24 protein-coding genes are annotated in these 24,632 nt (G+C 65.1%); 15 read left to right on the plus strand and 9 right to left on the minus strand.

Features of this window, described 5'->3' with window-relative positions:
• The first annotated feature begins 33 nt into the window (after window positions 1-33).
• From C5N93_RS27610 to C5N93_RS27625, 4 genes are read left to right on the plus strand one after another with little or no spacing between them, the layout of a single operon-like run.
• Window positions 34-828 (plus strand): 5-oxoprolinase subunit PxpA, encoded by a 795-nt coding sequence (locus C5N93_RS27610; protein ID WP_242561780.1) that lies wholly within the window; start codon window positions 34-36, stop codon window positions 826-828.
• A 59-nt stretch (window positions 829-887) separates the two neighbouring features.
• Complete coding sequence (locus C5N93_RS27615) at window positions 888-1,367, plus strand: biotin/lipoyl-containing protein (RefSeq protein ID WP_242561781.1); 480 nt, start codon at window positions 888-890, stop codon at window positions 1,365-1,367.
• Complete coding sequence (gene accC / locus C5N93_RS27620; RefSeq protein WP_242561782.1) at window positions 1,360-2,736, plus strand: acetyl-CoA carboxylase biotin carboxylase subunit; 1,377 nt, start codon at window positions 1,360-1,362, stop codon at window positions 2,734-2,736. Before C5N93_RS27615 ends, accC begins: the two co-directional genes overlap by 8 nt.
• Window positions 2,733-3,176: a biotin/lipoyl-containing protein gene (locus tag C5N93_RS27625; RefSeq protein WP_242561783.1), complete on the plus strand. Its 444-nt coding sequence runs from the start codon at window positions 2,733-2,735 to the stop codon at window positions 3,174-3,176. The genes accC and C5N93_RS27625 overlap by 4 nt, the downstream gene beginning before the upstream one ends.
• A gap of 28 nt (window positions 3,177-3,204) precedes the next feature.
• Here C5N93_RS27625 and C5N93_RS27630 read toward each other — a convergent pair whose 3' ends face one another.
• The gene (locus C5N93_RS27630; protein ID WP_242561784.1) at window positions 3,205-4,290 is read right to left on the minus strand and encodes a catalase family peroxidase; all 1,086 of its coding nucleotides are present in this window, start codon (window positions 4,288-4,290) and stop codon (window positions 3,205-3,207) included.
• Window positions 4,291-4,592: 302 nt separating this feature from the next.
• On the opposite strand from C5N93_RS27630, the gene C5N93_RS27635 reads away from it, so the two are divergent.
• The 4 genes from C5N93_RS27635 (at window position 4,593) to C5N93_RS27650 (ending at window position 9,393) form a co-directional block, all read left to right on the plus strand.
• Window positions 4,593-5,858 carry an ABC transporter substrate-binding protein gene (locus C5N93_RS27635; RefSeq protein ID WP_242561785.1) on the plus strand — a complete coding sequence of 422 codons (1,266 nt, stop codon included), beginning with the start codon at window positions 4,593-4,595 and terminating at the stop codon, window positions 5,856-5,858.
• A gap of 78 nt (window positions 5,859-5,936) precedes the next feature.
• On the plus strand, window positions 5,937-7,769 hold the full coding sequence (locus C5N93_RS27640; protein ID WP_242561786.1) for an ABC transporter permease: 1,833 nt from the start codon (window positions 5,937-5,939) through the stop codon (window positions 7,767-7,769).
• Entirely contained in the window at window positions 7,769-8,665 is an 897-nt protein-coding gene (locus C5N93_RS27645) for an ABC transporter ATP-binding protein (protein WP_242561787.1), read from the plus strand. The genes C5N93_RS27640 and C5N93_RS27645 overlap by 1 nt, the downstream gene beginning before the upstream one ends.
• The gene (locus tag C5N93_RS27650) at window positions 8,662-9,393 is read left to right on the plus strand and encodes an ABC transporter ATP-binding protein (protein ID WP_069343667.1); all 732 of its coding nucleotides are present in this window, start codon (window positions 8,662-8,664) and stop codon (window positions 9,391-9,393) included. The genes C5N93_RS27645 and C5N93_RS27650 overlap by 4 nt, the downstream gene beginning before the upstream one ends.
• Before the next feature lie 163 nt (window positions 9,394-9,556).
• On the opposite strand, the gene C5N93_RS27655 is transcribed toward C5N93_RS27650, so the two are convergent.
• Window positions 9,557-9,859: a hypothetical protein gene (locus C5N93_RS27655; protein ID WP_242561788.1), complete on the minus strand. Its 303-nt coding sequence runs from the start codon at window positions 9,857-9,859 to the stop codon at window positions 9,557-9,559.
• On the opposite strand from C5N93_RS27655, the gene C5N93_RS27660 reads away from it, so the two are divergent.
• The gene (locus tag C5N93_RS27660) at window positions 9,858-11,135 is read left to right on the plus strand and encodes a hypothetical protein (RefSeq protein WP_242561789.1); all 1,278 of its coding nucleotides are present in this window, start codon (window positions 9,858-9,860) and stop codon (window positions 11,133-11,135) included. The genes C5N93_RS27655 and C5N93_RS27660 overlap by 2 nt on opposite strands.
• A gap of 85 nt (window positions 11,136-11,220) precedes the next feature.
• The gene (locus C5N93_RS27665; protein WP_242561790.1) at window positions 11,221-12,774 is read left to right on the plus strand and encodes a methyl-accepting chemotaxis protein; all 1,554 of its coding nucleotides are present in this window, start codon (window positions 11,221-11,223) and stop codon (window positions 12,772-12,774) included.
• A gap of 36 nt (window positions 12,775-12,810) precedes the next feature.
• On the opposite strand, the gene C5N93_RS27670 is transcribed toward C5N93_RS27665, so the two are convergent.
• Window positions 12,811-13,695, minus strand: coding sequence for a LysR family transcriptional regulator (locus C5N93_RS27670; RefSeq protein WP_242561791.1), 885 nt, complete (start codon window positions 13,693-13,695; stop codon window positions 12,811-12,813).
• Between the two features lie 124 nt (window positions 13,696-13,819).
• Here C5N93_RS27670 and argC point away from each other — a divergent pair, with 124 nt between their 5' ends.
• Together argC and C5N93_RS27680 are read left to right on the plus strand one after the other, a co-directional pair.
• A complete protein-coding gene (gene argC / locus C5N93_RS27675; protein WP_242561792.1) occupies window positions 13,820-14,746 on the plus strand; it encodes an N-acetyl-gamma-glutamyl-phosphate reductase in 927 nt (308 codons plus the stop codon).
• A gap of 117 nt (window positions 14,747-14,863) precedes the next feature.
• Complete coding sequence (locus tag C5N93_RS27680) at window positions 14,864-15,322, plus strand: MEKHLA domain-containing protein (RefSeq protein WP_242561793.1); 459 nt, start codon at window positions 14,864-14,866, stop codon at window positions 15,320-15,322.
• Between the two features lie 27 nt (window positions 15,323-15,349).
• Here the strand turns inward: C5N93_RS27680 and C5N93_RS27685 are convergent, their stop codons facing one another.
• The 6 genes from C5N93_RS27685 to C5N93_RS27710 form a co-directional block, all read right to left on the minus strand.
• On the minus strand, window positions 15,350-16,318 hold the full coding sequence (locus C5N93_RS27685) for a zinc-binding dehydrogenase (RefSeq protein WP_242561794.1): 969 nt from the start codon (window positions 16,316-16,318) through the stop codon (window positions 15,350-15,352).
• 24 nt (window positions 16,319-16,342) lie between these two features.
• The gene (locus tag C5N93_RS27690; protein WP_242561795.1) at window positions 16,343-16,837 is read right to left on the minus strand and encodes a nuclear transport factor 2 family protein; all 495 of its coding nucleotides are present in this window, start codon (window positions 16,835-16,837) and stop codon (window positions 16,343-16,345) included.
• Window positions 16,838-16,848: 11 nt separating this feature from the next.
• Window positions 16,849-17,340 (minus strand): nuclear transport factor 2 family protein, encoded by a 492-nt coding sequence (locus C5N93_RS27695; protein ID WP_242561796.1) that lies wholly within the window; start codon window positions 17,338-17,340, stop codon window positions 16,849-16,851.
• 71 nt (window positions 17,341-17,411) lie between these two features.
• The gene (locus tag C5N93_RS27700) at window positions 17,412-17,873 is read right to left on the minus strand and encodes a MarR family winged helix-turn-helix transcriptional regulator (protein WP_242561797.1); all 462 of its coding nucleotides are present in this window, start codon (window positions 17,871-17,873) and stop codon (window positions 17,412-17,414) included.
• 116 nt (window positions 17,874-17,989) lie between these two features.
• Window positions 17,990-19,075 (minus strand): GDSL-type esterase/lipase family protein, encoded by a 1,086-nt coding sequence (locus C5N93_RS27705; protein ID WP_242561798.1) that lies wholly within the window; start codon window positions 19,073-19,075, stop codon window positions 17,990-17,992.
• 35 nt (window positions 19,076-19,110) lie between these two features.
• The gene (locus tag C5N93_RS27710) at window positions 19,111-20,316 is read right to left on the minus strand and encodes a porin (protein ID WP_242561799.1); all 1,206 of its coding nucleotides are present in this window, start codon (window positions 20,314-20,316) and stop codon (window positions 19,111-19,113) included.
• A 510-nt stretch (window positions 20,317-20,826) separates the two neighbouring features.
• Between C5N93_RS27710 and C5N93_RS27715 the strand changes: the two genes are divergently transcribed.
• The 3 genes from C5N93_RS27715 to C5N93_RS27725 all read left to right on the plus strand — a co-directional run bounded on the left by C5N93_RS27715 (window position 20,827) and on the right by C5N93_RS27725 (window position 24,632).
• Complete coding sequence (locus C5N93_RS27715) at window positions 20,827-21,948, plus strand: C45 family peptidase (protein ID WP_242561800.1); 1,122 nt, start codon at window positions 20,827-20,829, stop codon at window positions 21,946-21,948.
• Window positions 21,949-22,051: 103 nt separating this feature from the next.
• Entirely contained in the window at window positions 22,052-23,686 is a 1,635-nt protein-coding gene (locus C5N93_RS27720; protein WP_242561801.1) for an ABC transporter substrate-binding protein, read from the plus strand.
• A 4-nt stretch (window positions 23,687-23,690) separates the two neighbouring features.
• A complete protein-coding gene (locus C5N93_RS27725; RefSeq protein WP_069343654.1) occupies window positions 23,691-24,632 on the plus strand; it encodes an ABC transporter permease in 942 nt (313 codons plus the stop codon).

Genomic DNA, 24,632 nt, shown 5'->3' on the forward strand with positions numbered 1-24,632 from the left:
CGAGAGAAATATCCCTACCAAAGGACACCGACAATGAACACCTACCACCAAGCGTCGCAAGTGCAGCCGTCGTTGCAGATCGATCTGAACTCCGACATGGGCGAGGGTTACGGCGCCTATCGCATGGGCGACGACGAAGCCATTCTGGACATCGTGTCGTCCGCCAACGTGGCGTGCGGCATGCACGCGGGTGACCCCGAGATCATGGCCCGGACGTTCGGCATGGCCAAGGCGCGCGGCGTGGCCGTGGGCGCGCATCCGGGCTTCCCCGACCTGTGGGGCTTCGGCCGACGCATCATCCCGTTCACGCCGGGCGAGATCGAGCGTCTCGTCGCTTATCAGATCGGCGCCGCACAGGCGCTCTCGGCCTATGCCGGTCATCCGATCACGTACGTGAAGGCGCACGGCGCGATGGGCAATCTGACGCAGACCGAGCACGACATCGCCACCGCGATTGCGCGGGCGATCAAGGCCGTCGATCCCGAACTCGTCTGCGTGACGTTCGCCGGGGCGCTGATGCAGACGGTGGCGAGCGAGATGGGCCTGCGCGTCAAGTGCGAGGTGTTTGCGGACCGCGCTTACGACGAAGCGGGGCATCTGGTGCACCGGAAACTGCCGGGTGCCGTGCTGCACGACACCACGTTTGCCGCCGAGCGCATGCTGCGCATGGTCAAGGCCGGCGCCATCGAAACCGTCTCCGGCAATCTGCTGCCGGTGCAGATCGACACGATCTGCGTGCACAGCGACACCCCCGGGGCGATCGAGATGGCTGCGAAGGTGCGTCAGGTCCTGGAAAGCAACGGCGTGGCGATCCGGTCGTTCGCCTGATACACCAGCCACAGAGGCGTCACAGAGGCGACAAAGAGTGAAAAAGAGGTGAAACCCGCATGAATCACGAAGCACTGGCGCCGTTGCTGCGGCTGCTCGAAGGCACGTCCGTCAGCGAGATCGAGCATGACGACGGGCGCACCCGCATCCGACTGACTCGGCAGGTAAGAGGGGGCATCGCGGCGCGTGCGCCTGTCGTTGCCACTGCCGCCCCCATCGAATCCGTCCCCACCGAAGGTTCTCAGGCCCGGCCAATGACGCCGCCACCGGTGCCTGCCGCAACCCGGCACACCGTCACGGCGGGCCTCGTCGGTACGTTCTATCGTGCCTCTGCGCCCGACCAGCCGCCATTCGTATCGGTCGGCGATGTCGTTCAGGAAGGACAGACGCTCGCCATCGTCGAAGCGATGAAGTTGCTCAACAGCATCGATGCGGATCGCGCGGGTCGTCTGGTGGAGATCGCCGCAGACGATGGGACCGCCGTGACACCGGACACGGTGTTGTTCGTCATCGAACCGCTGGAGACCGAGCATGTTTGATACGGTACTGATCGCGAATCGCGGTGAGATCGCGTTGCGGGTGCTGCGCGCCTGCAAGACGCTGGGCCTGAAGACCGTTGCCGTGTATTCGGAGGCGGACGCATCGCTGCGGCACGTGCAACTGGCCGACCGCGCCATCTGCATCGGCCCTGCACCGTCGCCGAAAAGCTATCTCGCGAAAAGCGAAATCATTCTTGCGGCGAAGCTCGCCGGCGCAGGGGCGATCCATCCGGGCTATGGGTTCCTGTCGGAGAACGCCGATTTTGCCGCGATGGTCGAGCGCGCCGGACTGACCTTCGTCGGCCCGAGTTCGTCGGCCATTCGCATGATGGGCGACAAGGTCAGCGCCAAGCAGGCGATGACGCGCTCAGGCGTACCGTGCGTGCCCGGCTCCGAGGGCGCGCTGCCGGACGGCAAGGACGCCGGCGCGGCCATCACCGCAATGGGCGCGCAGGTCGGCTATCCGTTGATCGTGAAGGCGGCCGGTGGGGGCGGCGGGCGCGGCATGCGCATCGTGCGCGCACCGGAAGACCTGCTGAACGCGGTGGCGATGACGCGCGAAGAAGCCGGACGCGCCTTCGGCAATCCCGAGGTCTATCTCGAACGCTTCCTCGAAGGCCCGCGTCATATCGAGATTCAGGTGCTGGCGGACCGTCACGGCAACGCTGTGTGGCTGGGTGAGCGTGACTGCTCGATGCAGCGACGCAACCAGAAGATCATCGAGGAGTCCCCGGCTCCCGGCATCGACCGGGCCGAGATCGCGCGTATCGGCGCGCTGTGCGCCAAGGCCTGTCGCGACGTGGGCTACACCGGCGCAGGCACTTTCGAATTCCTGTACGAAGCCGGTGCGTTCTACTTCATCGAGATGAACACCCGGGTGCAGGTCGAGCATCCCGTGACGGAACTGGTGACGGGCATCGACATCGTGGCGGAGCAACTGCGCGTGGCGGCGGGTGAGCCACTGTCCGTGCGGCAGGAGGACATCCGATTGACGGGGCACGCCATCGAGTGCCGGTTGAACGCGGAGCATCCGTGGACGTTCCTGCCATCGCCGGGGACCGTGACACAGTGGCTCGCACCGGGTGGGCCGGGGGTGCGCGTGGAATCGCATCTGTACCCGGGCTACACGATTCCGCCGAACTACGATTCGCTCATCGGCAAGCTGCTCACGCACGGCGCTACGCGCGAGCAGGCCATCGCGCGCATGAAGGTCGCGCTCGGCGAGATCGGTATCGGCGGTGTCGAGACCACCGTGCCGCTGCACCGCGTGCTGATGGACGAGCCGGGCTTTCGTCAGGGCGGTTTCGACATCCATCACCTTGAGCGCCTGATCGAGAGCGGCGCGCTCGCACCGGAGCGACAAGCATGACACTGGACGACATCGGGCAGATCCTCGCCACGCTCGAAGCGAGCGACGTCACCGAATGCGAAATGACGAGCGGCGCGCATTCCCTGCGGGTTCGCTTCGACAGAGCCCTGCCGCCGATGGCGGCGGGTGACGGCAGCATCGGCAGCACGGGCATTGCGACGTCTGCGAATGCCGTTGCCGAAGCTGTGCACGCGTCAGGGCTGCCAACGACACCTATCAAGGCGACAGCGACCGGCGTGCTGCGTCTCACACATCCGCTCGCAGACACGCCACTGGCGACGGGCGCGAACGTCAACGCCGGGCAGCGCGTGGCCTATCTCGACGTCGATGGCGTGCTCAGCCCGGTCGTGTCTCCGGTCGACGGGGTGATTTTGTCAGTACCGGCGGCCGACGGCGATTGGGTGGCGTACGGCACACCGATCGCCGACGTGCATTCCTGAGCCGCCTCGCTGCGCCGCGCGTATGAGCTCAGATGTGACGCAGACGCCGGGAGTACGACAGCCCGTATGACGGCGAGCGGAACAGCAGGATCGGATCGTCGCTCGGTTCGATGCCGTCGGCCATCACCAGCGGATCGAAGTTGATGCCGTAGCTCGGGGCATGTTCCTGCGGCTGGGCGGCGTTCAGCGTCAGCGTACCGGCGACGAACTCCTGACGCTCCTTCGGCCAGAGCACGGTCGGGTCGATGACGGGATCGCCCGGCTCGCCGATCGCCACTCGCATGTCCCACTTCGCCGGCCCCTTGTGCAGGCGCTCCATGAGCCGTGCGTGCAGGAAGTCGCGGGGCGCGTTGGCGAGTTCGTCGTCGCTCAGCGAGCGTTCGCCGTCACGCGGCACGAAGCGCCACCGGACCATCGTCACCTTGCCCTTGGCATTGACGAACTTGAACGTGTGAATGCCGTAATAAGCCGCGCTTGCGTAGCTCCACGGCGGGTTCACCGTGCCCAGGAAGTGGGCCTGCGACGCGTGGTCCGGGTGCGTGGCGAGGAACTGCTTGAAGACTTCCGGATTCGGCTTGCCGGTGGCGGCATCGGGCGTCAGCGCGAAGAACTTGTCGATGAAGGTCTTCGGCATCGTGGCGAAGAACATCGGCGTGTGCAGCATCGTGATGTGATGCAGGCTGCCGTCCGGCAAGCGGAACTGAAGTCCGAGACCGCGCGTGCTGCGCTCGGCGTCTTCGGCTTCCGGATTACCGCCGGCGATGGAGAAGCGTCCGACCACATCGATAGCCTTGCCGGAGAACAGGAGCGAGCGCGAGTAGGGCGAGGCGGCTGCCGGGTTGCCCACGAACGTGCCCGTCACGCCGATGCCCTTGGTGTGATTGCGTCGCTCGCCGGGGTGTACGCCGAACGCACTCTCGAGCGCGTCGAGCGCGTGCTGCGAGGTTGCTTCGTTGTACTCGTTGCCCATGCCTTCGCTGGCGGGCGCCGGCGTGTCGGCGTTCGCCGTACCGGGCACCGCAGCGGGCAGGCCGACGACGGCGCCGGCCATCGTCAGACGGGTGGCCGTGGAAAGGAAGGAACGGCGGCTGTTGTTGGCTTCGTTGCTGCTCATCTTGCGTGACTCCATTGAGGGGGTTCAATGGAGCAAACACGTCCGTTGCGTGCTTAATCCCGGTTTTTGCCGTGTATTCCGGGAGAATTTTGTAATGGTTTATGTTGGAATGTGTTGCCGCGGAACTTCGCTGCACGCGCGCGAATGGCTTGACCGGATGGGCGGCTCGGCGAGCCAGCATTGCATTCCCGATGTGCGCGCATAAGCTTCGCATAAACAATTGCTTAGCCGGTGCCGGACGCAGTCGTAGGATCGGATCTTTCCCTCGGTTCCTACCGCGCCCGCATGTGAAGGCCGTCATCATGGCAAATTCGTTCCGTCTCCCGCAGTGGTTTTCCTCCCTTGCTTCCTCCCAAACTCAGCCTCATCCGTCTCAAGGTCCGCGCCTGCTGCCCAACCGGTTGCCGCGCAAGCTCCTGACGCTTGGCGCGGCACTGGCCGTGGCGGCTGTCGCGTTGCATCTGCGCCCGGCGCTTGCCGCGCCTGCGTCCGGCGATCCCGTCTGGGTCGGGGTGTCGGGACCGGTGACGGGGCAGAACGCGCAGTACGGTTTGCAATGGAAGCGCGGGTTCGACCTCGCGCTGGACGACATCAACGGTGACGGCGGCATCAAGGGGCATCCGCTCAGCCTCGACTTCCAGGACAGTCAGAGCGATCCGCGTCAGGCGGTTGCCATCGCCCAGAAGTTCGTGGGCGATCCGCGCATTCTCGTGGAACTGGGCGACTTCTCCAGCCCCGCGTCGATGGCGGCCTCGCCGATCTATCAGCGCGGCAAGCTGATTCAGTTTGGCTTCACCAACTCGCATCCCGACTTCACCAAGGGCGGGGACTACATGTGGAGTACGTCGATCAGTCAGGCAGAAGAACAGCCGCTGCTGGCTGACTTCGTGGTGCGTCAGCTCGGGCTCAAACGCGTGGCCGTGCTGTACCTGAACACGGACTGGGGACGCACGAGCAAGGATCTGTTCACGAAGGCTGCCGAGCAATACGGCGCGAAGGTCGTGGCGGCCGAGGGCTATCAGCCTGACGAAAAGGATTACCGCTCGACGCTGGTGCGCGTGCGCGATGCCAAGCCCGATAGTCTGGTGCTCATCTCTTACGCGCCGGATGGCGCGCAGATCGTGCGTCAGGCGCGTCAGGCCGGGGTGACGCTGCCGACCATCGGCGCAAGCTCGCTGTATTCGCCCAAGTTCCTCGAACTCGGTGGTGCGGCGGCGGAAGGCGTGCATCTCGATTCGAACTTCTTCCCTAACGATCCGCGCCCCGAAGTGCAGCGCTTTGTGACCCGCTATCGCGCGAAGTACCAGCAGGAGCCGGACGCCTTCGCGGCACGCGCCTACGACGCCCTGCTCGTGACGGCCACCGTGTTGCGCGAATTCGGCGCCTCACGCGAGGCGGCCCGCAAAGGCTTTGCGCAGGTCAAGGATGCGCCGAGCGTCGTCTTCGGCAAGGTCGCCTTCGATCCGCAGACCCGTCGCGTGGCGCAGGCGAAGAACGTTCACCTGATCGTCAGGCAAGGTCAGTTCGTGGTGTGGCAGGGCGATGCGCCCAAGGTCGCGGCGAAGTGAAGTCGACGAAGACAAGTTCGACGAAAGCGAGCACGACGAAGTCGCAACGGCTCACGTCGCAAAGTTCTGGATGATGTCATGGGTTCATGGTTCGACTACACGATCAACGGGTTGATCGTCGGTAACATTTACGCGCTGCTGGCGGTAGGTCTTGCGTTGATCTTCGGGGTGTCGCATCTGATCAACTTCGCCCACGGCTCCGTCTACTCGGTCGGCGCCTTTCTGGGATGGGGGACGATTACCTATCTGCACATGCCGCTGCTGGCGACGCTCGCCATCGTGGTGATCGGGTGTGCGTTGCTCGGTGCCGCGATCGAACGGCTCGCGTTGCGTCCGTTGCAGAACGCACCGCGCATCGCGCCGCTGCTCGCCACCATCGGCGTGTCCATCGTGATCGATCAGTGCGTGCAACTCGGCTTCGGCGCCGATCCGCGCGCGCTGCCGAATCCGCTGCCGGACTGGCGGTTGTCCATCGGCGGGGGCAGCATCGGCGCGCTGGATCTGCTGATTGCCGGCGTGGGGATCGGTACGGCGGCCATTCTCTTCGGCTTTCTGCGCTTCACGCGACTGGGCTGGGCGGTGCGCGCCACCGCCCAGGACCGCGACGCCGCCCGACAGATGGGCGTGGACGTCGATGTCGTCAACAGCACCGTATTCGCGATTGCCGGTGCGCTCGGCGGTGTGGCCGGTGTGCTCGTCGGCATGTACTACAACAGCATCGATCCGTCGATGAGCTATCAGGCCACGCTCAAGGGCGTGGTGGCGCAGGTGATCGGTGGCGTGGGCAACGTGCCCGGCGCGATTGCCGGCAGCCTGCTGCTGGGCGTGATCGAGAGTTGGGGCGTGGGATTGCTCGGATCGAGCTATCGGAATCTGTTCGCGTACGTGTTGCTCATCATCGTGCTCGTGTGGCGTCCGAACGGGTTGTTCTCGCGTGCGGCGGCGCGTCCGCCCGAGCCGCTCACGGGCACCTTCATTGCACCGAGTCGTCCGGTGGTGATCCGCCCGCGCTGGTGGGTGCTGGCGTTCGTCGTGGCGGCGCTGTTGCCGCTCGCACCGACTGCGGTGGTCGGCGACTACCTGCTGCGCACGTTGACGAATGCATGGCTGTACGGCCTGCTGGCGCTGTCGCTCACGGTGGTGGCCGGCACTGCCGGGCAGGTGTCGCTGGGGCAGGCGGCGCTGCTGACGATCGGCGCGTACGCGTCGTCACTGCTGGCGCTCGATGCGGGATGGCCGGTGCTCGGCGCGATTCTCGCCGCGAGCGCGGTGACCGGCGTGATCGGCGCACTGCTCGTCTGGCCCGCGTTCCGGCTGCGCGGTCATTACGTCTCGATCGCCACCCTCGGCATCGGGGAGATCGTGGCCCTCGTGGTGCTCAATGGCGGCAACTTCACGCGCGGCCCCATCGGGGTCGCAGGCATTCCGCCGCTGTCGCTGGGCGGCTTCGAAGTGCTCGACGTGCGCGGCCAGTACTGGATCGCGCTGACCGTGCTCGGGGTGCTGTCGTTCACGCTGTGGCGGTTGCTCGGCTCGCATCTCGGGCGCACGTGGCGCGCCATGCGCGACGACGATGTGGCCGCGCGCGCGCAGGGCATCGCGCTCGATCGCTATAAAGGGTTGGCCTTCGGCGTGGCCGGTGCGGTGGCGGGCATGGGCGGCGCGATCATGGCCCACGTCTTCTCGTACATCAATCACGAGACGTTCACGTCGCAGGTGTCGGTGCTCGCGATCACGATGGTCATTCTCGGCGGGCTGGGCAATCTGGCCGGCGCGGTGCTGGGTGCGCTCGCGCTCATCGGCCTGCCGGAGTGGTTCCGGGGCCTCGCCGACTATCGCATGCTGATTTACGGATTGGCGCTGTTGCTGCTGATCCGCTTCCGTCCTCAAGGTCTGCTGGGAACCCGCTGATGGCTTCGCTTTTACAGATAGATGGCCTCACGCGCCGCTTCGGCGGGCTGACGGCGCTCGCACCGCTGACGCTTCATGTGCACGAGGGAGAGCTCGTGAGCGTGATCGGCCCGAACGGTGCGGGCAAGACGACCTTGTTCAACGTGGTGAGCGGGGCGGATCGGCCGGATGGCGGCCGCGTCACGCTGGCCGGGCAGGACATTACGGGCTGGGCGCCGGAAGCGGTCGCCCGCGTCGGGCTGGCGCGCACGTTCCAGCACGGACGCGTCTTCGCGAACCTCTCGGTGCTCGACAACGTGCTCGTCGGCGCGCACACCCGGCTGCAAGCCGTGATCCCGGGAAGCGGGCGGCGCGGACGGAGCGGACGACGAGGCGTGGCGCGCTGGCTGGGGGCGCTGGCAGAACTCGGGCTGGCGCTGGTGCGCCCGCCTGCCGTGCGCGCGGAAGAAGCCGCGCTGCGTGAACAGGCGCTCGCGCTGATCGCGCGCTTCGGTGAGCGGCTGACACCGCGTCTGGACCATCCCACGCACAGCCTGTCGTATGCGAACCGCCGACGCGTGGAGATTGCGCGGGCGCTCGCGTCGCAGCCGCGCATTCTGCTGCTCGACGAACCGACCGCCGGTATGAATCCGAGCGAGACGGCGGAAATGCAGGCACTCATTGCCGAACTCAAGTCAGAAGGCCACACGATTTTGCTGATCGAGCACAAGCTGGAGATGGTCATGGCGTTGTCCGACCGAGTGATCGTGATGGACGACGGACACAAGATCGCCGAAGGCCTGCCGGAACACGTGCGGCAGGACCCGCGCGTGATCGAGGCTTATCTCGGCACGCGCTACGCCCAGCAGGCGGCGGGCGCGCAACGCGATAACGATCGCAAGAGGGAAGCCGCATGAGTTTGCTGGAACTGTCGGGAATCGACACTTTTTACGGGCCGTCGCAGGTCCACTTCGACCTTGGCTTCTCGATTGACGAAGGCAAGATCGTCTGCCTGCTGGGCGGCAACGCCAGCGGCAAATCGACGACGATGAAGATCGTGCTGGGCCTGCATGCACCGCGTCGCGGCACGGTACGCTTCGCGGGCGAGGACATCACGGGGCTCAAGACACCGGCCATCGTCCGGCGCGGCATCGGCTCGGTGCCGGAGTCGCGGCGTCTGTTCGGGGCGATGACCGTGCGGGAGAACCTGCTGATGGGCGCGTATTCGCGACGCGACAAGGCGGCGATTCAGGATGACTACGAGCGCATGCTGTCACTGTTTCCGCGCCTGAAGGAGCGGCTGACGTTTGCCGCGGGATCGCTCTCCGGCGGAGAGCAGCAGATGGTCGCCATGGCGCGTGCGCTCATGGGACGGCCTCGCCTGCTGTGCATGGACGAGCCCACGATGGGTCTGTCGCCCCGCTATGTCGACCACGTGCTCGAATTGATTCAGACGGTCAACCAGAGCGGTGTGACGGTCTTCATGGTCGAGCAGAACGCGAACCTCGCACTGGCGATTGCGCACGACGCCTACGTCCTGCAAACCGGACGCATCGTGTTGCATGGCGACGCACGCACGTTGCTCGACGATCCCCGCGTTCAGGACGCGTACCTCGGCGGAAATCCCGCGACTGCCGTTCATTAAAGGGACATAAGCGAAGCGATGACCTCGCTTCGCATGACGCGCATTGGCTTCGGGTTGAGCATTGGGATGGGAGTGGTTGGGAATACATTTCGAATTCCTAACTAAAAATAATGTGGACCATGAAAATCCCAAACTCCCCCAATCTGTCTGCCGATCTCGCAAATCATCCCGCACCCGCAACGCCGCATCCGGTGACGCCGCCGGTGAGTTTCCCGGCCGAGTCTTCGGCGTCTTCCTCCGAACCGCTCAAACCGTTCCAACCGCTTCGTCCTTTCGGTCCCGCGGTGTCGGGCACGGCGTCGCGCAGACCACGCGCGGCGCTGCCTACGCCGGTGGAACGGCAGGCGTCGTCGGCGTCCCTGGCTTCCTCGATGTCTTCAGCGACCTCGGCGGCATCGGTCGAAACCCCCGAGGCACGTGCGGAACGGCAGGCCGGTGTCCATGCCGTCGTCTCCGAATACTTCATGCGTCACGCCACCGATGGCGAGGACTCGAATCGTGCCGCACTCGCCGCGCAGATCGACGATCGCGTCGCGGGGTTGATGGAAATGGGAGAAACCGGCGAGAGTGTGGCCGCCACCTTCTCGAAAGCGCGTTGGCACGACATCGGCAGCGAAGGCGCGCGGGGTTTCGTCGGCTCGGTGCCTTTCGGTGTGGCGTCTCGTCTGCTCGACACGCTGCCGGGCATTGGCGACACCGTGGTCGCAGGGATGAACGCGTTGCCGGGTCTGCGGCATGCGCCGGACACCTTCAAGGCGGGCGCAGCGGCGGGTATGGTCTCCGGCGCCATCGATCACGTGGGATCGCAGGCCTTGGGCCCGGCGATGACCGACACGCAATGGCTCGCCGCGCCGCACGCCGCGCTCGAAGGGGCGATGCCCGAGGCCAAAGCCCGGGCGGAGGCGGGCATGTTGCGTGCCGTCGGGCAAAGCGCCGCGTCGATTCAGACGTTCACCGCGCGTAACGTGGTGCGCGGTGTCGTCGGACCGACGATGACGGCACTGGGCCACGCGGCGGCGGCCGCAGAGACCGACTCGTGGCTGGCCGCGATCGGCTCGCCGTTGGCGGGGGCGGGGTTCAACGTCGGCAACCGGCACTTCGCCGAGCGCGACCATCGCGTCGGACCGGAGTACCTGCTCGGGCGCACCGACTGGAAAACGCAGTATCAGGCGCTCAAGGCGGCCACGTGGACGGGCGCGGCGGCCAATGGCGCAGGGCGTGTGGCGAAGGCGCTGGTCAATACCGTGGAGGCGACGCTCAGCGCACCGCAGACGTTGCTGTCGTCCACGAGTCTCGCGATGAACGTCGGCGCGCTGGGGGCCGGGTTGGGCGCGGTCACGATGGCCACGACCGGGGCGGGCGAACTGGCCAGGCACGCCGGTGCGGGCGAGGCGGGTGTCTCGGCCGCGCGGCATGCGGCACGCACCGTCACGTCGGCGGGCGTATTCGCTTCGTGGACCACGGCCGCCATCGTCACGCAACCCGCCGTCGACGCCGCGCGGGGTGCCTCGGCCGCCATCGGCAATCTGGTGCATAAGGGCGTATCGACGGCGGTCAACGCCGGGGGGGATGCCATCGGCAAAGGCGCGCAGGTCATCGGTGAGCAGGCGGAAGCCGGGGCAAATTACCTCGGGCCGAGGCTGAGCACGGCGCGCGACACCCTGCTGCGCCGGCGGACCAACGCCACGCCACAGAACGTCGAAGACGGGGAGTCGCATGAGATGCCCGTGGTGCCGGAATAAACCCCGATCCTCAAGTGTTTCACTGGCAGTCGCCGCGAGTGCGATCTCAATGGACTGTGCCGGAACACTGATCGGGGGTAACGAAATGACTATCGTACGGCGTCTCGTCGTCACGCTGGGGGTGGCCTTGTTCGCGCTGGCGTTTGTCGGCGGATACGGCTTGCTGCAACTGGGGCATGCGTTCAACCGCATCGAAGGGCTGGAGACGCAGACCATCCCCGGTCTGCAATCGATGTCCATGGCGCTCGACGATGTCGGCGACATGCGGCTGAACGTCTACCGCTATGTCGTGGACGGTGTCGACGACGCGAGCCGTCAATCGATGGAAAACACCATCGCTGACGCCGACCGTCGTTACGATCAACATCTCGGTGAATATCGCTCACACGGTTTCATCGACGCCGCCGACCGGCAGTTGTTCGATGCCGATCTGGCGAACATCGCCGCCTATCGGCAGGCGCGCCAGACGTTCTTCGCGCGCATGCGTGCCGGCGACCGGGACGCAGCGCTCGGCATGTTGCACGACAGGGGGGATGTCCACACGGCAGCCGACAACCTCAACAAGGGCCTGCACAGGCACCTTGCCTACAACGTCGAGCAGGGGCAGACGGTGCGCACCGAGAATGCGCAGGCCTATCGCATGGCGACCGGCGTCATGGCGGCGATCGTGCTGGCGGCGCTGGTCCTGACAGGGGCGCTGGGTGCGCGGCTGTATCAACTGATCCGGGACGGCTTGCAGCGGCTTCAGCGCACTTTGCAGCACATGAGCGAATCGCTCGACCTGTCGCAACCGGCGAGCGTGGCGCGCATGGACGAGATCGGTCTGACGGCCGTCGCGCTGAACCAGTTGCTCGAACGCATCTCGGTCGTGATTACCGAAGTGCGCACGTCGAGCGATGCCGTCAGTGTGGCGTCCCAGCAGATCGCCGCCGGCAACATCGATCTGTCGTCGCGCACGGAGCAGCAGGCCGCGTCGCTCCAGCACACGGCGGCGAGCCTTGGCGAGATCACGGAGACGGCGCAACGCAACGCGGACAGCGCGAATCAGGCGAATACGCTGGCGATCGACACCTCGAGAATTTCGGAGGAGGGGCATCGGGTCGTCAGGCGGATGGTCGAGACGATGAGCGATATTTCGTCGAGCGCGTCGCGTATCGCTGAGATCACGAACCTCATCGAAGGCATTGCGTTCCAGACCAATATCCTTGCGCTCAATGCCGCCGTCGAGGCGGCGCGCGCGGGCGAGCAGGGACGGGGCTTCGCCGTGGTGGCTGCCGAGGTGCGCAACCTCGCGCAGCGCTCGTCGAATGCCGCCAGGGAAATCAAGGGGTTGATCGAACAGTCCGTCGTGACCGTGCAAGCGGGGTCTTCACAGGCAGAGGAAGTCGGGCGGGTGACGGCGTCGGTGCAACAGGCGGTGACGCGTGTCATGGGTATCGTCGGGGAAATCGCCTCGGCGTCGGACGACCAGGGGCACCGCATCCAGCAGATTCATCAGGCCATCGGGCAGATCGACGAAGTCACTCAGCAAAATGCCGCGCTCGTCGAGGAGGCGGCCGCAGCCTCCCAGTCGCTCGACGAGCAGGCCACCCGCATGCGCGGCACGGTCGCCGTGTTCACGGTGGCTGCGGCGGCGTGAATGGGCGAATGGGGGATTGGCAGGCGCAGAGGAAGGTCAGCGCACGCGGAGTCCCCACAGGGCGTCGAGCACGTGCCGGGTCGAGCGTTCGAGCGTGCCGGTGGCGTGTGCGATGCCCAGCTCCCGCCACAGCGCCGGACGTAGCGCACGCATGGCAATGCGCTCGTCGGTATGGGGTGTCGTGGCCTCGTGTGGCAGCAGGGCTGCGCCGTAACCAGCCGCCACGAGACTCTTGATCGCATCGTTGTAGTTCAGCTCAATGCGCGGCGTCGGACGATGGCCCGCCACGGCAAACCACTCGGCGGTCTGGCGCGACAGGCGTGTGGTGCTGTCGTTCAGGATGAGCGGCTGACCGGCCAGCCAGTCGGGCGTTACGGTCTTGGGGCTGGACCAGTGCGCGGGCACGAAGGCCATGACGGGATCGCGCCGCCATTGCCGGATCGTCAGCCCCTTGACCTCCGGCTGCGGCAGGGCGACCAGCCCCAGATCCAGCGCGCCGCGGTGCAGGCGGCTGAGCGTTTCCTGAGACGTCAGAATCGCGACCTGAATGTCGATGTCCGGATGATCCAGCCGAAGCGTTTCGAGCGCCTGCGGCAGGATATGCGCGATGGCCCCGGTGGACGCGCCGATCCGCACGCGTCCGGCCAGCCCCTGCGCATGACGCTCGATGTCCTCCAGCGTGCGCTCGGCATCCGCCAGCAAACGCCGGGCGCGCTCGACCAGCGCCTCGCCGACGGACGTCGGCCGTACATGCCCGCGCTTACGTGACAGCAGTTGCGCCCCCACGCGGGCTTCCAGATCCGAGATGTGCAGGCTGACGGTCGGCGGCGAGAGATGCAGCGCCTGCGCGGCGTCGGCAAACGAGCCGCTGTCGGCCACGGCAACGAGCGTCTTCAAGCGGTCCAGGCTGATCTCTCGCATCGCAATGTCCTGATTCAGAAAAATGGAATTTCAGGTTCATGAAATTCAACTTTTTTTATTTTACCCGCAGCGCGAAGATAACAGTTCGATACGGTTCACGAATGAGAGATAGGGGTAATCGGACATGGCTTCTCCGCTGATTTTTATCGATGGCGATCAGGGCACCACGGGCTTGCAGATTCATGACAGGCTGCGCGGGCGCACCGATATTCAACTGGTCACGCTGCCGGACGCGCATCGCAAGGATCCGCAACGCCGTGCCGAAGCGATCAACGATTGCGATATCGCGATTCTTTGTTTGCCGGATGCCGCGGCGCGCGAGGCGGCGGCGTCCATCGTCAATCCGCATGTGCGGGTCATCGATGCCAGTTCTGCCCACCGCACGCACGCCGAGTGGGTGTATGGCCTGCCGGAACTGACGAAAGCGCAGGCATCGCGCGTTGCGAGCGCCCGCCGCGTCTCGAATCCCGGGTGCTATCCGACGGCCGCCGTTGGGCTACTGCGGCCGTTGCTCGATGCCGGGCTGATTCCGCGCGACTACCCTGTGAGCATCAACGCCGTGGCGGGGTATTCCGGTCGCGGACGTGCGGGCGTCGACGAGCATGAAGGACCGAATGCGATAAGCCGTTCGCAGCACCGCGTGTACGGCCTGGAACTGGTGCACAAGCATGTGCCTGAGATCCAGCAGCATTCGGGACTGGCGTTCCGGCCAATGTTCATCCCTTCGTACAGTTCGTACCGGCAAGGGATCGTGCTGACGATTCCGCTGGAGACGCGTCTGCTGGCCCCGGGCGTGGACGGCGAGACGCTGCACCGCTGCCTGTCGGCTCACTATGCCGATGAAAAATATGTGCAGGTGATGCCGCAGGAGGTATCGGGCGTTGTGAAACAGCTCGATCCTGAAGCGTTGAACGGGACCAACCTGATGCAGTTGAGCGTCTTCTCACACAAGGAAAACGGCCAGATTCTGCTGGCGGCGGTGCTCGACAACCTCGGCAAGGGCGCGTCGGGGGCGGCGGTTCAGAATCTGGAACTGATGCTCGGACAGTGAGCGTTTGTTGCCGACGAGGGTGACTGGACGGTGTTGTATCTCCGGCCGCTGCCCTTTTTTGTTCATGAGGATGCGGTATCGTGGGGGCCTTCCGTCATTCGTAGTTGAAGTTGCCACATGATTCCGCGTCACTCTGATCCCGCGTTTTTCCAACTCCTCGCGGATAGCCATGCCCGACTGCTTGGCCGCCCGCTAGTCCCTGAAGACATCCCTGCCGAGCAAGCCGTCGAATGGCTTTACGAGCGTGCTCCGTTCGCAGTGCTGGCCCACAACACGGCAACCGATCCAGTGTTCATGTACGGCAACAAGGCCGCGCAGCGTCGTTTCGGTTACGACTGGAACGAGATCACGGCGCTGCCGTCGCGGCTCTCGGCCGAAGCCCCCAATCGCGAGGAGCGTCAGCAGTTTCTCGAACGCGTGCAGCGTCTGGGCTACGAGTCGGGTTACAAGGGCGTGCGTATCACCAAGACCGGTGAGCGATTCATGATCGAAGAGGCCACGCTCTGGCAACTGATCGATGACGACGGCAAGCTGCATGGGCAAGCCGTCGTCATTCCGCGCACCAGCGATCTCTGAGCGTTCCTGCGTGTTTCAGTGCGTGATTCAGGGCGTCATCATCACGCGCCCGAACGCCTTTCGCGACTGCACGTAGGCGTGCGCGATCTGCGCCTGATCGAGCGGGAAGGTCTGGTCGATCACGACCTTGAGCTCGCCATCGGCGACGCGACGAATCAGCGCGTCGACGACCGCATGCACACGGTCGTGCTCACGATCCAGACGCGTCGGGAAATACACGCCGTGCACGCTCTGATTGCCGCGCCATAGGCTGACCGGGTCCAGCCGGGTGGTATCGCGCCCGGATACGCCTACGGTCACGATGCGTCCACCATAAGCGAGTGCCGCCACGCCACGCACGAGCGTGCTCCCCGCAATGCTGTCGACGATGAGGTCGACGCCTCGCCCTCCGGTGAGCATCTTCACGCGCTCGACGAAGTCGTCGGCGGCGTAGTTGATGTCGGCGCTCATGCCGAAAGGCGTCAGGCGCGACAGCCGCTCGTCGCTGGACGCCGTCGCGTAGACCGTGGCGCCGGCGGCGCTTGCCAACTGGATGGCCGCAAGCCCGAGCGCGCCCGCCCCGGCGTGCACCAGCACGGTCTGCCCGGCCTGAAGGCCGCCGGTGTGGAACAGGCATTCATGCGCGGTGCCCCATGCCACCGGAATCGCGGCAGCGGCCATCAGATCGAGCGTATCGGGCACGACCCACGTATCGGCCGCCGGTGCTGCCACGCGCTCGGCGTGCGATCCCCATGCAAGCACGGCAACGACACGCTGCCCCACCTGACGGTTGCGCACGTGCGCGCCAACCTCGCAGACGATGCCCGCGCATTGATAGCCGACGATGTGAGGCACGCGCGCCAGTGGACGAATCTCACGATTGATGAGATCGCCGCCCTCGAGCGAGATGGCCTGAATGTCGATGACGACGTCATCGGGGCCGCAGACGGGATCGTCCACGGATTCGAAGCGGAAGACCTCGGGGCCTCCGTTCACGTAATACACGGCTGCTTTCATTTCAGTGTTTCTCCTGTGCTGCGATCATTGCGCGGCAATTGGCACGATCGAGCCAATGCGCCAGCCCTCGGTCGTGCGCACGGCGACTTCATAAACGAGATAGGGGGCGGTTCGCGCGTCGGCATCGGTGTGTCCCAATGTGATTCGCGTGGGTGCATACAACTGGGCGACATCGGGCGTCAGTGCCACGATGCGCAACTGCGCCATATCGGGCTCGAATTTCCAAACGCCTTTGAACGTCTCGCGGAAATGCTCGACCAGCGCCGCTTTGCCCCAGTAACGGTAGGCACGCGCGACGAAGACGACGGGGTCCGTGCCGTCGGACGACGGGTTGGCCAGTACCGATTCGAACGCGGCAAGATCGTGTGCGGTGGCGGCGTTCGCCTGCTTCGCGAACAGTGCCGTCACCTGCTCGCGATCGCTGTCGCTGAAACTCGTCGCTGCGTGGCTCGACTGCGGGAGGACCGACATCGCGCACGCGAGCGCAACGCCGAATGTCGTGAGGGTTTGCCGGAGCATCGTCGACCTCCTTATTGCGCGGGGACGGGAAGAATTGCCGTGAACTTCCAGCCTTGCGGCGTGCGAACGGCAAACTGGTTGATGAGGAACGGGGCCGTGACGGCAGGTTTGCCCGGTCCGCCGAGCGTGACTTGCGTCGGCGCGTAGAGTTGGGCGGTGTCGTCGCTCAGCGGAATCACCTGAATCTGGGCCGCATCCGGTTCGAGGTGCCATGTCCCGGCGAAGGCTTCGCGGAAGTGCTGCATGACGGCGTCCTTACCCCAGAAGCGATAGGCCCGCGCGACGAACGACACGGGGGACGGGCGTCCGGCATCGCTGTCCGCCAGAACGGTGCCGAGCGTCGCGATGTCGTGGGCGTTTTCGGCCGCGACTTGCGTGAGAAACAGCGAGCGGACGCGCTGCTCGTCGTTCGGCGACCAAGTGGCGGCAAACGATACGCTGGCATGCATCATGGCGAGCGCCATCATCGGAAGCAACGTGCAACTACGAAGGGAATACCGCATAAATATCCTCATATGCCCGTATTTGAGAAATGAAAACGCGGACTGGGCGGCCCGCGTGATCCGGTGTGTGCTTATCGACGTTCGGTAGCGTCGTTGTCCTGGAGGTCGAGCGCGGCAATCCGCGCCATGACACGGCGCATGGCGAGCGCGTCTTCCTTGCCGAACAGGGTTTCGAACTGTTTCTGCGCGCGGTTCCACGCGAGTTTGCCTTCGGCTTCGAGGGCCGTGCCTTCGTCGGTCAGCGTGACTTCGCGCTCGCGCCGGTCGCGTTGCCCGACGCGGATCGCGATGAGTCCGTCGCGCTCAAGCGGGCGCAGATTGTGACCCATCGTCGCGCGATCCATGACAAGCGTCTCGGCCAGATCTGCGATGGTCGACGGTCCCCGCGTCGCCACGAGATTGAGAATGGCGTATTGCGTGCCGCGCAACCCCGTTTCGGCCAGACACGTGTCGTAAAAACGCGTCACGTGCCGCGCCGCTTTGCGCAGGGCCGTGTTGTTGCACACGCCGGGGACCGGATTCGATGCGTTCATACGAGGTTTCATGCTCAGGGTGAGACGATGTCCGGATTATGTGGGCATATGCCCGTATAAGTCAAACGACGAAAAATAAGATCGACGCAAGGAGAGGTCTTGCGTCGATCGGGGGATCAACGGGCTTCCAGCATCGCCAGACACGCTTGTGTCATGCGTTCGCACAGCACCGCGCTGCCGAGCCCATTCGGATGGAGGCGCGACGCGTCGAGCAAAGGGTTGGGGCCGTCGTGGCGGTACTGCGCGACGTCGCCGAATGTCTGCTGCAAATCCACCACCGACAAACCGTGACGCGCGGCGACGGTGGCTGCGGCGTCCTGATAGGCCGACATCGGACGCGTACGTCGTTGCGGCTCGTCGCCGCTGTTCTCAGGCGAGCACGCGAGCGTGAGTCTCATCGACGGCAACTGGCTGCGCAGACGCTCGACGATCTCGTCGAGATGGGTACGGTAGGTGGCCGCGTCGAAATCGCGTTGATCGTTGGTGCCCAGCAGGAGCACTGCGGCGTCGATCCCCAGCGAGTGAACACCCGTGAACCAGGAGGCCGAGCGCATGGCGGCAAGCCAGTCGGCCGTGGTGCTTCCGCCCGCACCGAGATTGTGGACACGGATGCCGGGTGTGTCGGAAACGTTGGTCATATCGGCCATATTGGCGCGATGTTCGATGCCGGACAGCGTGACCGTGCCCTGCGCCACGGCGATATCCAGCGTCCATGCGCCCGTTTCCGGGAAGTCCTGCAAGGCATACCGGGATTGACCGGCCCCGCCGCCGAGCGTCAGACCGTGCCAGCGTCCGCCGTTCCATCGGTAGTTGATGGCGCCACCCGCGAAGGCATGCAGCACGACCGCAGATGTCGCGTCACCCAGCCACGTCACGTGAATCAGATCGCCGGGCGTGTCGCTCACGCTGGTACAGATGTCCGGCGTTGGCTGATTGCGGACGTTGGTCCGCCAACTGCCGACCCCGGACTGATGCCATCGGTCGGGCTCGGCAGAGCCGCCGCGCCGATCCGTGTCCGTGGTGTACGACAGACCGCACCAGCCGCCGCCGGCGTCTCCGAAGCGTTCTCGTAACGTACGTGCGAGTTGAGGGACGAAGTAGGTGGGCGCGCGACCGGTTGCCGCGAACGGCAGTCCCGAGCCGCGCACCCAGCTATCGCCCAGCAGTGCGAGGGTGCGCGAAGTTCTGGGCAAACGTTGCATAACGCAAGGCAGAGTGGCGATAGGCGCAGACGATATCAGAACACGTGACGAATGCCGACCGTCGCGCCGACCTGCGAATTGGTCGACGACGCCGTCAGGTTTGCCACGGCCGCGACAGCCGCTTTGCCCGTCGAATCGACGCCCGACGCGCGCTGGTACACCATCACGGCATACAGATCGGTGCGCTTCGACAGGGCATAGTCCGCCCCGAGGTTCCACTGACCGTAGTTCGCGCCGGACACGCTGCCGACCGAATTGCCGCGCGTGAGCGCGTACGACAGGGCGAGTTGCACCACCGGAATCGGACGCCATGCGACGTTCAGCTCATACGTGTTGAACACGGCAGTGCCTGCCAGCTTCAGCGGATTCAGGCCGTTGCCCGGCGTGCCGCCCAGATGCTGGAATTCGACGTTCGTGTAGATCCCGCCGATACGCACGGTGCCGATCTGATACGCCGCGCCGGCCGCGACGACCTGCATCGTCTTGGCAGACGCAAAGCCGCTGTACACCGGGCTGTTCATGTTGAGCGAACTGGTCGACGTGGCGTTGTTCGCGCTCGGGTTCACGCCCCAGTTGGCGTAGTTCGGGTTGCGCACGTTCTGATAAGCGACACCGGCGTCGAGCGGGCCGTTGCGATACGCACCGGCGAGGCTGAAGCTCTGGCTGCTGCTGAAGTCGCCCGCCTTGTTGCCGAAGCTGTAGGCGGATTCGAACGACAGACCGTTGAAGTTCGCGCTCGAATACTTCACGACATTGTTGGTACGGTTCGAGCCGCCGAGGTTATCCAGATCGCCCGGGTGTGCGCCGTACACTCCGGCCCACGACTTGACCACATCACCGCGCGCCGATCCCGTGGCGGAGTAGCCCGCCATGTAATCCGTGAGGGCGTCGTACTGACGTCCCAGCGAGAAGGTGCCGTAGCGGTTGGCCAGCCCGACCGTCGCACGTCGGCCGAACAGCGAGCCGCCCTGACCGAGGGCGCCGGTGTCGATGCTGTAGCCGCCTTCGAGACGGAACACGGCCGACAGCCCGCCACCGAGGTCTTCCGTGCCTGCGATGCCCCAGCGGCTGCCTTGCAGGTTGCCCGAGGCCAACTGGTATTGCGACGCGCCCTTTGCGTTGTTGTTGTAGACGAATCCGTTGTCGATCAACCCGTACAAACGGACATTGCTGCTCTGTGCGAAAGCGCTGCCGCAAACCAGACAACTGGCGAGCGCAATCGCCGGCATTCCATACTTCATCGTGACATCTCCAAGGGACCTGAACCCGCGACGGCGCAGCGCGGCGAGTCGGCTGCGCCATGCGGGGTTGTTGTAAGAGTGATTCGCAAGTCGAGCGTCCGTCGCTGGATCGACGGGCCGCGCGTCAAGCGGCAGCGGGCCGCCAGCGTTGACGAGGGCAGAGTTTTCAAGAAAAAGAAATGTCGCGGAAGCCAACTTCTACGGTTCACGATCGATTTTTCCGATAGGGTTTTAGTCTTCGGGAAAACCCTGATTTGAGCCTGTTTGGAGGGAATCGCCGCCGACAACGCCGATGGGACTTCGCGGCGCGCGCGCTCCGGCAGATGCACGGTTTTTCTGCGGGCGCGAGGCGTCGTGATCGGCAAAAGCGATACCGATCGCCGAGTCCGTGCTTCCCGGGCGAGATTTGGCCTCTTACGATGATTGGGTGTCATGGTGCCGACATGTGCCTTGCATGCAGGAAACCCATGAAAATCCAGCCAGATTCAGGACTTGACGAGACAAAACACGATGAATGCCAATGAAGCCTTTCCGCTGGTCGATGTGAGCGGCGGCCCCTTCGAGCGGGGTCTTGCGCACGGACGTCAGGTGCCCGAGCGCGTGGCGCGCAGTCTGGCCCTGTATCGCTCGCAACTCGATAAGCGCGGTGTGTCGCACGAGCGTCAGCGTGCTCTGTCCGCACGCATGGTGCCGATCATCGAAGCGTTCGATGCGAGCTATCTCGAAGAGATGCGCGGCATTGCCGAAGGTGCAGGGCTCACGATCGAGGACATCGTGCTCATCAACTGCCGCACGGAAATGATGTACGGCCACGATGAGATCGGCGAAGCCCGCAAGGCGCTCGACGACGGGTGTACCGGGCTCATCGTCATGCCGTCGTCCAGCGCGACCGGCCGCCTGATGCACGCACACAACTGGGACTGGCGTGCAGAGTGCGCCGATACCGGCATCGTGCTGCGCATGCGTCGCGAGGACGGTCCCGACCTGCTGGTGTTCACCGAGGCCGGCACGCTGGGCCGTCATGGCATCAACAGCGCAGGGCTCTCGCTCTCCGGCAACTTCCTCACGTCCGATCGCGATTACGTCAATGCGAGCCAGGCGGACACGCCGCTCGCCCTGATTCGCCGTCGCATGCTCGACTCGACCAGCATGGCCGACGCCATGAAGGCGCTGTGGAGCACGCGTCGTTATGCGTCGAACAATCTGATGCTTGCCGACGCCAAGGGCGAAGCCGTCGATCTCGAATGCGCGCCGGACGAAATCTTCTGGCTCACGCCGCAAGACGACGTGCTGGTGCACGCCAACCACTGGATGTGCCCGGTAGCGCGCACCAAGCTGCGCGATCTCGGTCTGGCCAAGAGCCCGGACTCGATCTACCGCCAGCGCCGCGTCACGCAGGCGCTGCAAGACGCGCGTCGCACGCAGGGCAAGATCGACTGGAACGTCATCAAGGCGGCGCTGGCGGACGACTTCGGCGCACCGGTCGGCGTGCTGCGCGTGCCGCGCAAGGTCAGCTTCGACAGCATTGCCGCGACGGTCTCGACCACGCTCATGGACGCCGCCGAGGGCGTGCTGTGGATCGCGCGCAAGCCGTACGAATCTCGCGAATTCGTGGAATACCGCCTGCGCTGAGATCGCCAGCCGGTCGTTCAGACGCGCCGCGTGACGTCTTCAGGAGACGACGTCCCGGCGCCGGCTCTTTCTATCCCAACGATTTCCGATGTTCCCAAAAACAATGACGACAACGTCGCGTCCCGGCATACGTGCACGTCTGCGCGGCGCGACCCTTGCCGCAGCCGCCACGACGCTCGCCGCCCTCGCACTCGCGGGCACGGCAGTCGCGCAAACCGACGCAGGGCAGGCACAGCAGGCATCGCCGACACCCATTACGCCAGCCCCGCATCGCGAGATCCGCTTCGCGCTCAGCACCGACACACCCACGTCGATGCCGGGCAGCATTCTGCGCAACACCGCGACCGACACCATCCTCGCGCACGTGGTCGAGTCGCTCGTTGCGCTGCGCGCCGACATGAGCATCGGGCCGATGCTCGCCGACTCGTGGGACATCTCGCCGGACGGCAAGACTTACACGTTCCATCTGCGGCACGGCGTGAAATTCCACAACGGCAAGACGGTGACTGCCGCCGATGTGAAGTGGAGCTACGAGTACTTCATGAACCCGAAGACCGGGTTCTACTGCCGCCGTGCCTACGACGGCCATGCCGGCGCCAAGGTGCTGGGCGTGCAAGCGCCGGATCGCAATACCGTGGTGTTTTCGCTCGACAAACCTTCGGCGCTGTTCCTCAACCACATGACCGACCCGCGCTGCCCGATGGCGGTGCTCAGTCCGGAAAGCGTGGATGCACAGGGCAAGTGGGTGCATCCCATCGGCACGGGACCATACCGGTTCAGCGACTGGCAGCCGGGGCAGTATGTGCTGCTCAAGCCGTTCGAGGGGTACCAGCCGCGCAAGGAAGAGGCCAGCGGTCTGGCGGGCAGCAAGATCGCTCACGCCGACGTGCGTTTCGTCGTGATTCCCGACGAGACGTCGCAACTCTCGGCGCTCATGGCCGGGCAGATCGATGCGATGAACATGTCGGAGCAGATCGTGCCGCCGAAGGATCCGGGCTGGCATATCGTCGCCGGACCTGGCGCCGATCCGGCCACGTTGCTGATCCAGAACCGCGATCCGCTGCTCTCCGACGTGCGCATGCGACGCGCCATCGCACTGGCTGCCGACTTGCCAGGCATCGCGAATGCCGTCACGGAAGGGCGCACGGGCTACAACCCGTCGCTCGTGCCCAACGCCAGCGCGCTTGCAACCGACGTCACGAAAGCGGGTTACGTGCAGTCGTTGCCCGAGGTCAAACGTCTGCTCAAGGAAGCGGGCTATCACGGGCAGACGATCACGCTGGAGACGAACCGTCGCTACTCGCACATGTTCACGATGGCCGTGTACCTGCAATCGTTGCTCTCGCGTGCCGGGATCAACGTCAAGTTGCAGGTGGTCGAGTGGGGCAAGCAACTCGCCGACTACCGCGCGGGCCGTTTCCAGTTGATGGCCTTCGGCTACACCGCGCGTACCGACCCTGCGCTGATCTTCGCCGACGTGCTGGGCGACAAGTCGCGCAACCCGCTGGTGCAGTGGGAAGACCCGGATGCGCTCGCGCTACTGCGCAGCATCTCGGGCGAGACCAACGAAGCCGTGCGCGCCAAAGTGCTCGCCGAACTGCATCGACGCATGCTGGCCGACGCGCCGATGCTCGTGCTTTACGACTCGCCGGACCTGATTCTGGTCAGCTCGCGCCTGCATGGCGTGACGACCTGGCCGCTGCGTCTGAAGCGCTTCTATAACGTGACGAAGGACTGAGGCCATGCCGACGTATCTGTTCAAACGTATCGCGATGGCATTCCCCACGGTGGTGATCGTGGCGGTGCTCGTCTTCGCGATGATCCGCGCCATTCCGGGCGATCCGGCCACGCTGATGCTGGGCGACATCCACGACCCGGCATTGCTCGCCCACCTGCGCCATGAGTTCGGTCTCGACGAGTCGCTGCCCATGCAGTTCCTGCACTGGATCGAGCATCTGCTGCGCGGTGATCTGGGCATGTCGATCGCGCGTCATCGTCCGGTCTCGACGCTCATCGCCGAGGCGTTCCCGGTGACGGCGCAGATCGTGCTGAGCGCGACGGTAATCGCGTGTCTCGTGGCGATTCCGGCGGGCCTGTTCGCCGCATGGCGTCAGAACCATCGCAGCGATCTGGCTGTCGTCATGACGACGATCCTGCTCGTCTCGATCCCGAGTTTCTGGTCCGGCATTCTGCTGATCTGGGTCTTCGGCGTGAAGCTGCACTGGTTGCCGACGTTCGGCTATCAGACGTTCGCGCAGGCCGGTTGGGGGTCGCTGAAGTACCTCGTGCTGCCGGTGATTGCCGTGAGCCTCGGGGAAATTGCGGTCGTCACGCGCATGATCCGCGCAAGCAGCATCGACGTGCTGCGTCTCGAATACATCGCCCACGCGCGGGCGAAGGGGCTCAGCGAGCGACGCGTGCTCGCCCGTCACACGCTGCCGAACGCGTTCGGTCCGGCGCTTACCGTGATCGGTCTGGTCGTGGGGCACTTGCTCGCGGGCGGCGCCGTGATCGAAACCGTCTTCACGTTGCCGGGCATGGGGCGTTTGCTGGTCGAGAGCATTTATGCACGCGACTACCCCGTCGTGCAGGGATGTCTGCTGGTGATCGCGCTGATCTACGTCGTCATCAACCTGATCGTGGATCTGCTCTATCCGCTGTTCGACCCCCGACTCAAACACTGA

Origin of the sequence: Pandoraea sp. LA3 (assembly GCF_022696215.1) — a bacterium.
Classification (GTDB): Bacteria; Pseudomonadota; Gammaproteobacteria; order Burkholderiales; family Burkholderiaceae; genus Pandoraea; species Pandoraea capi.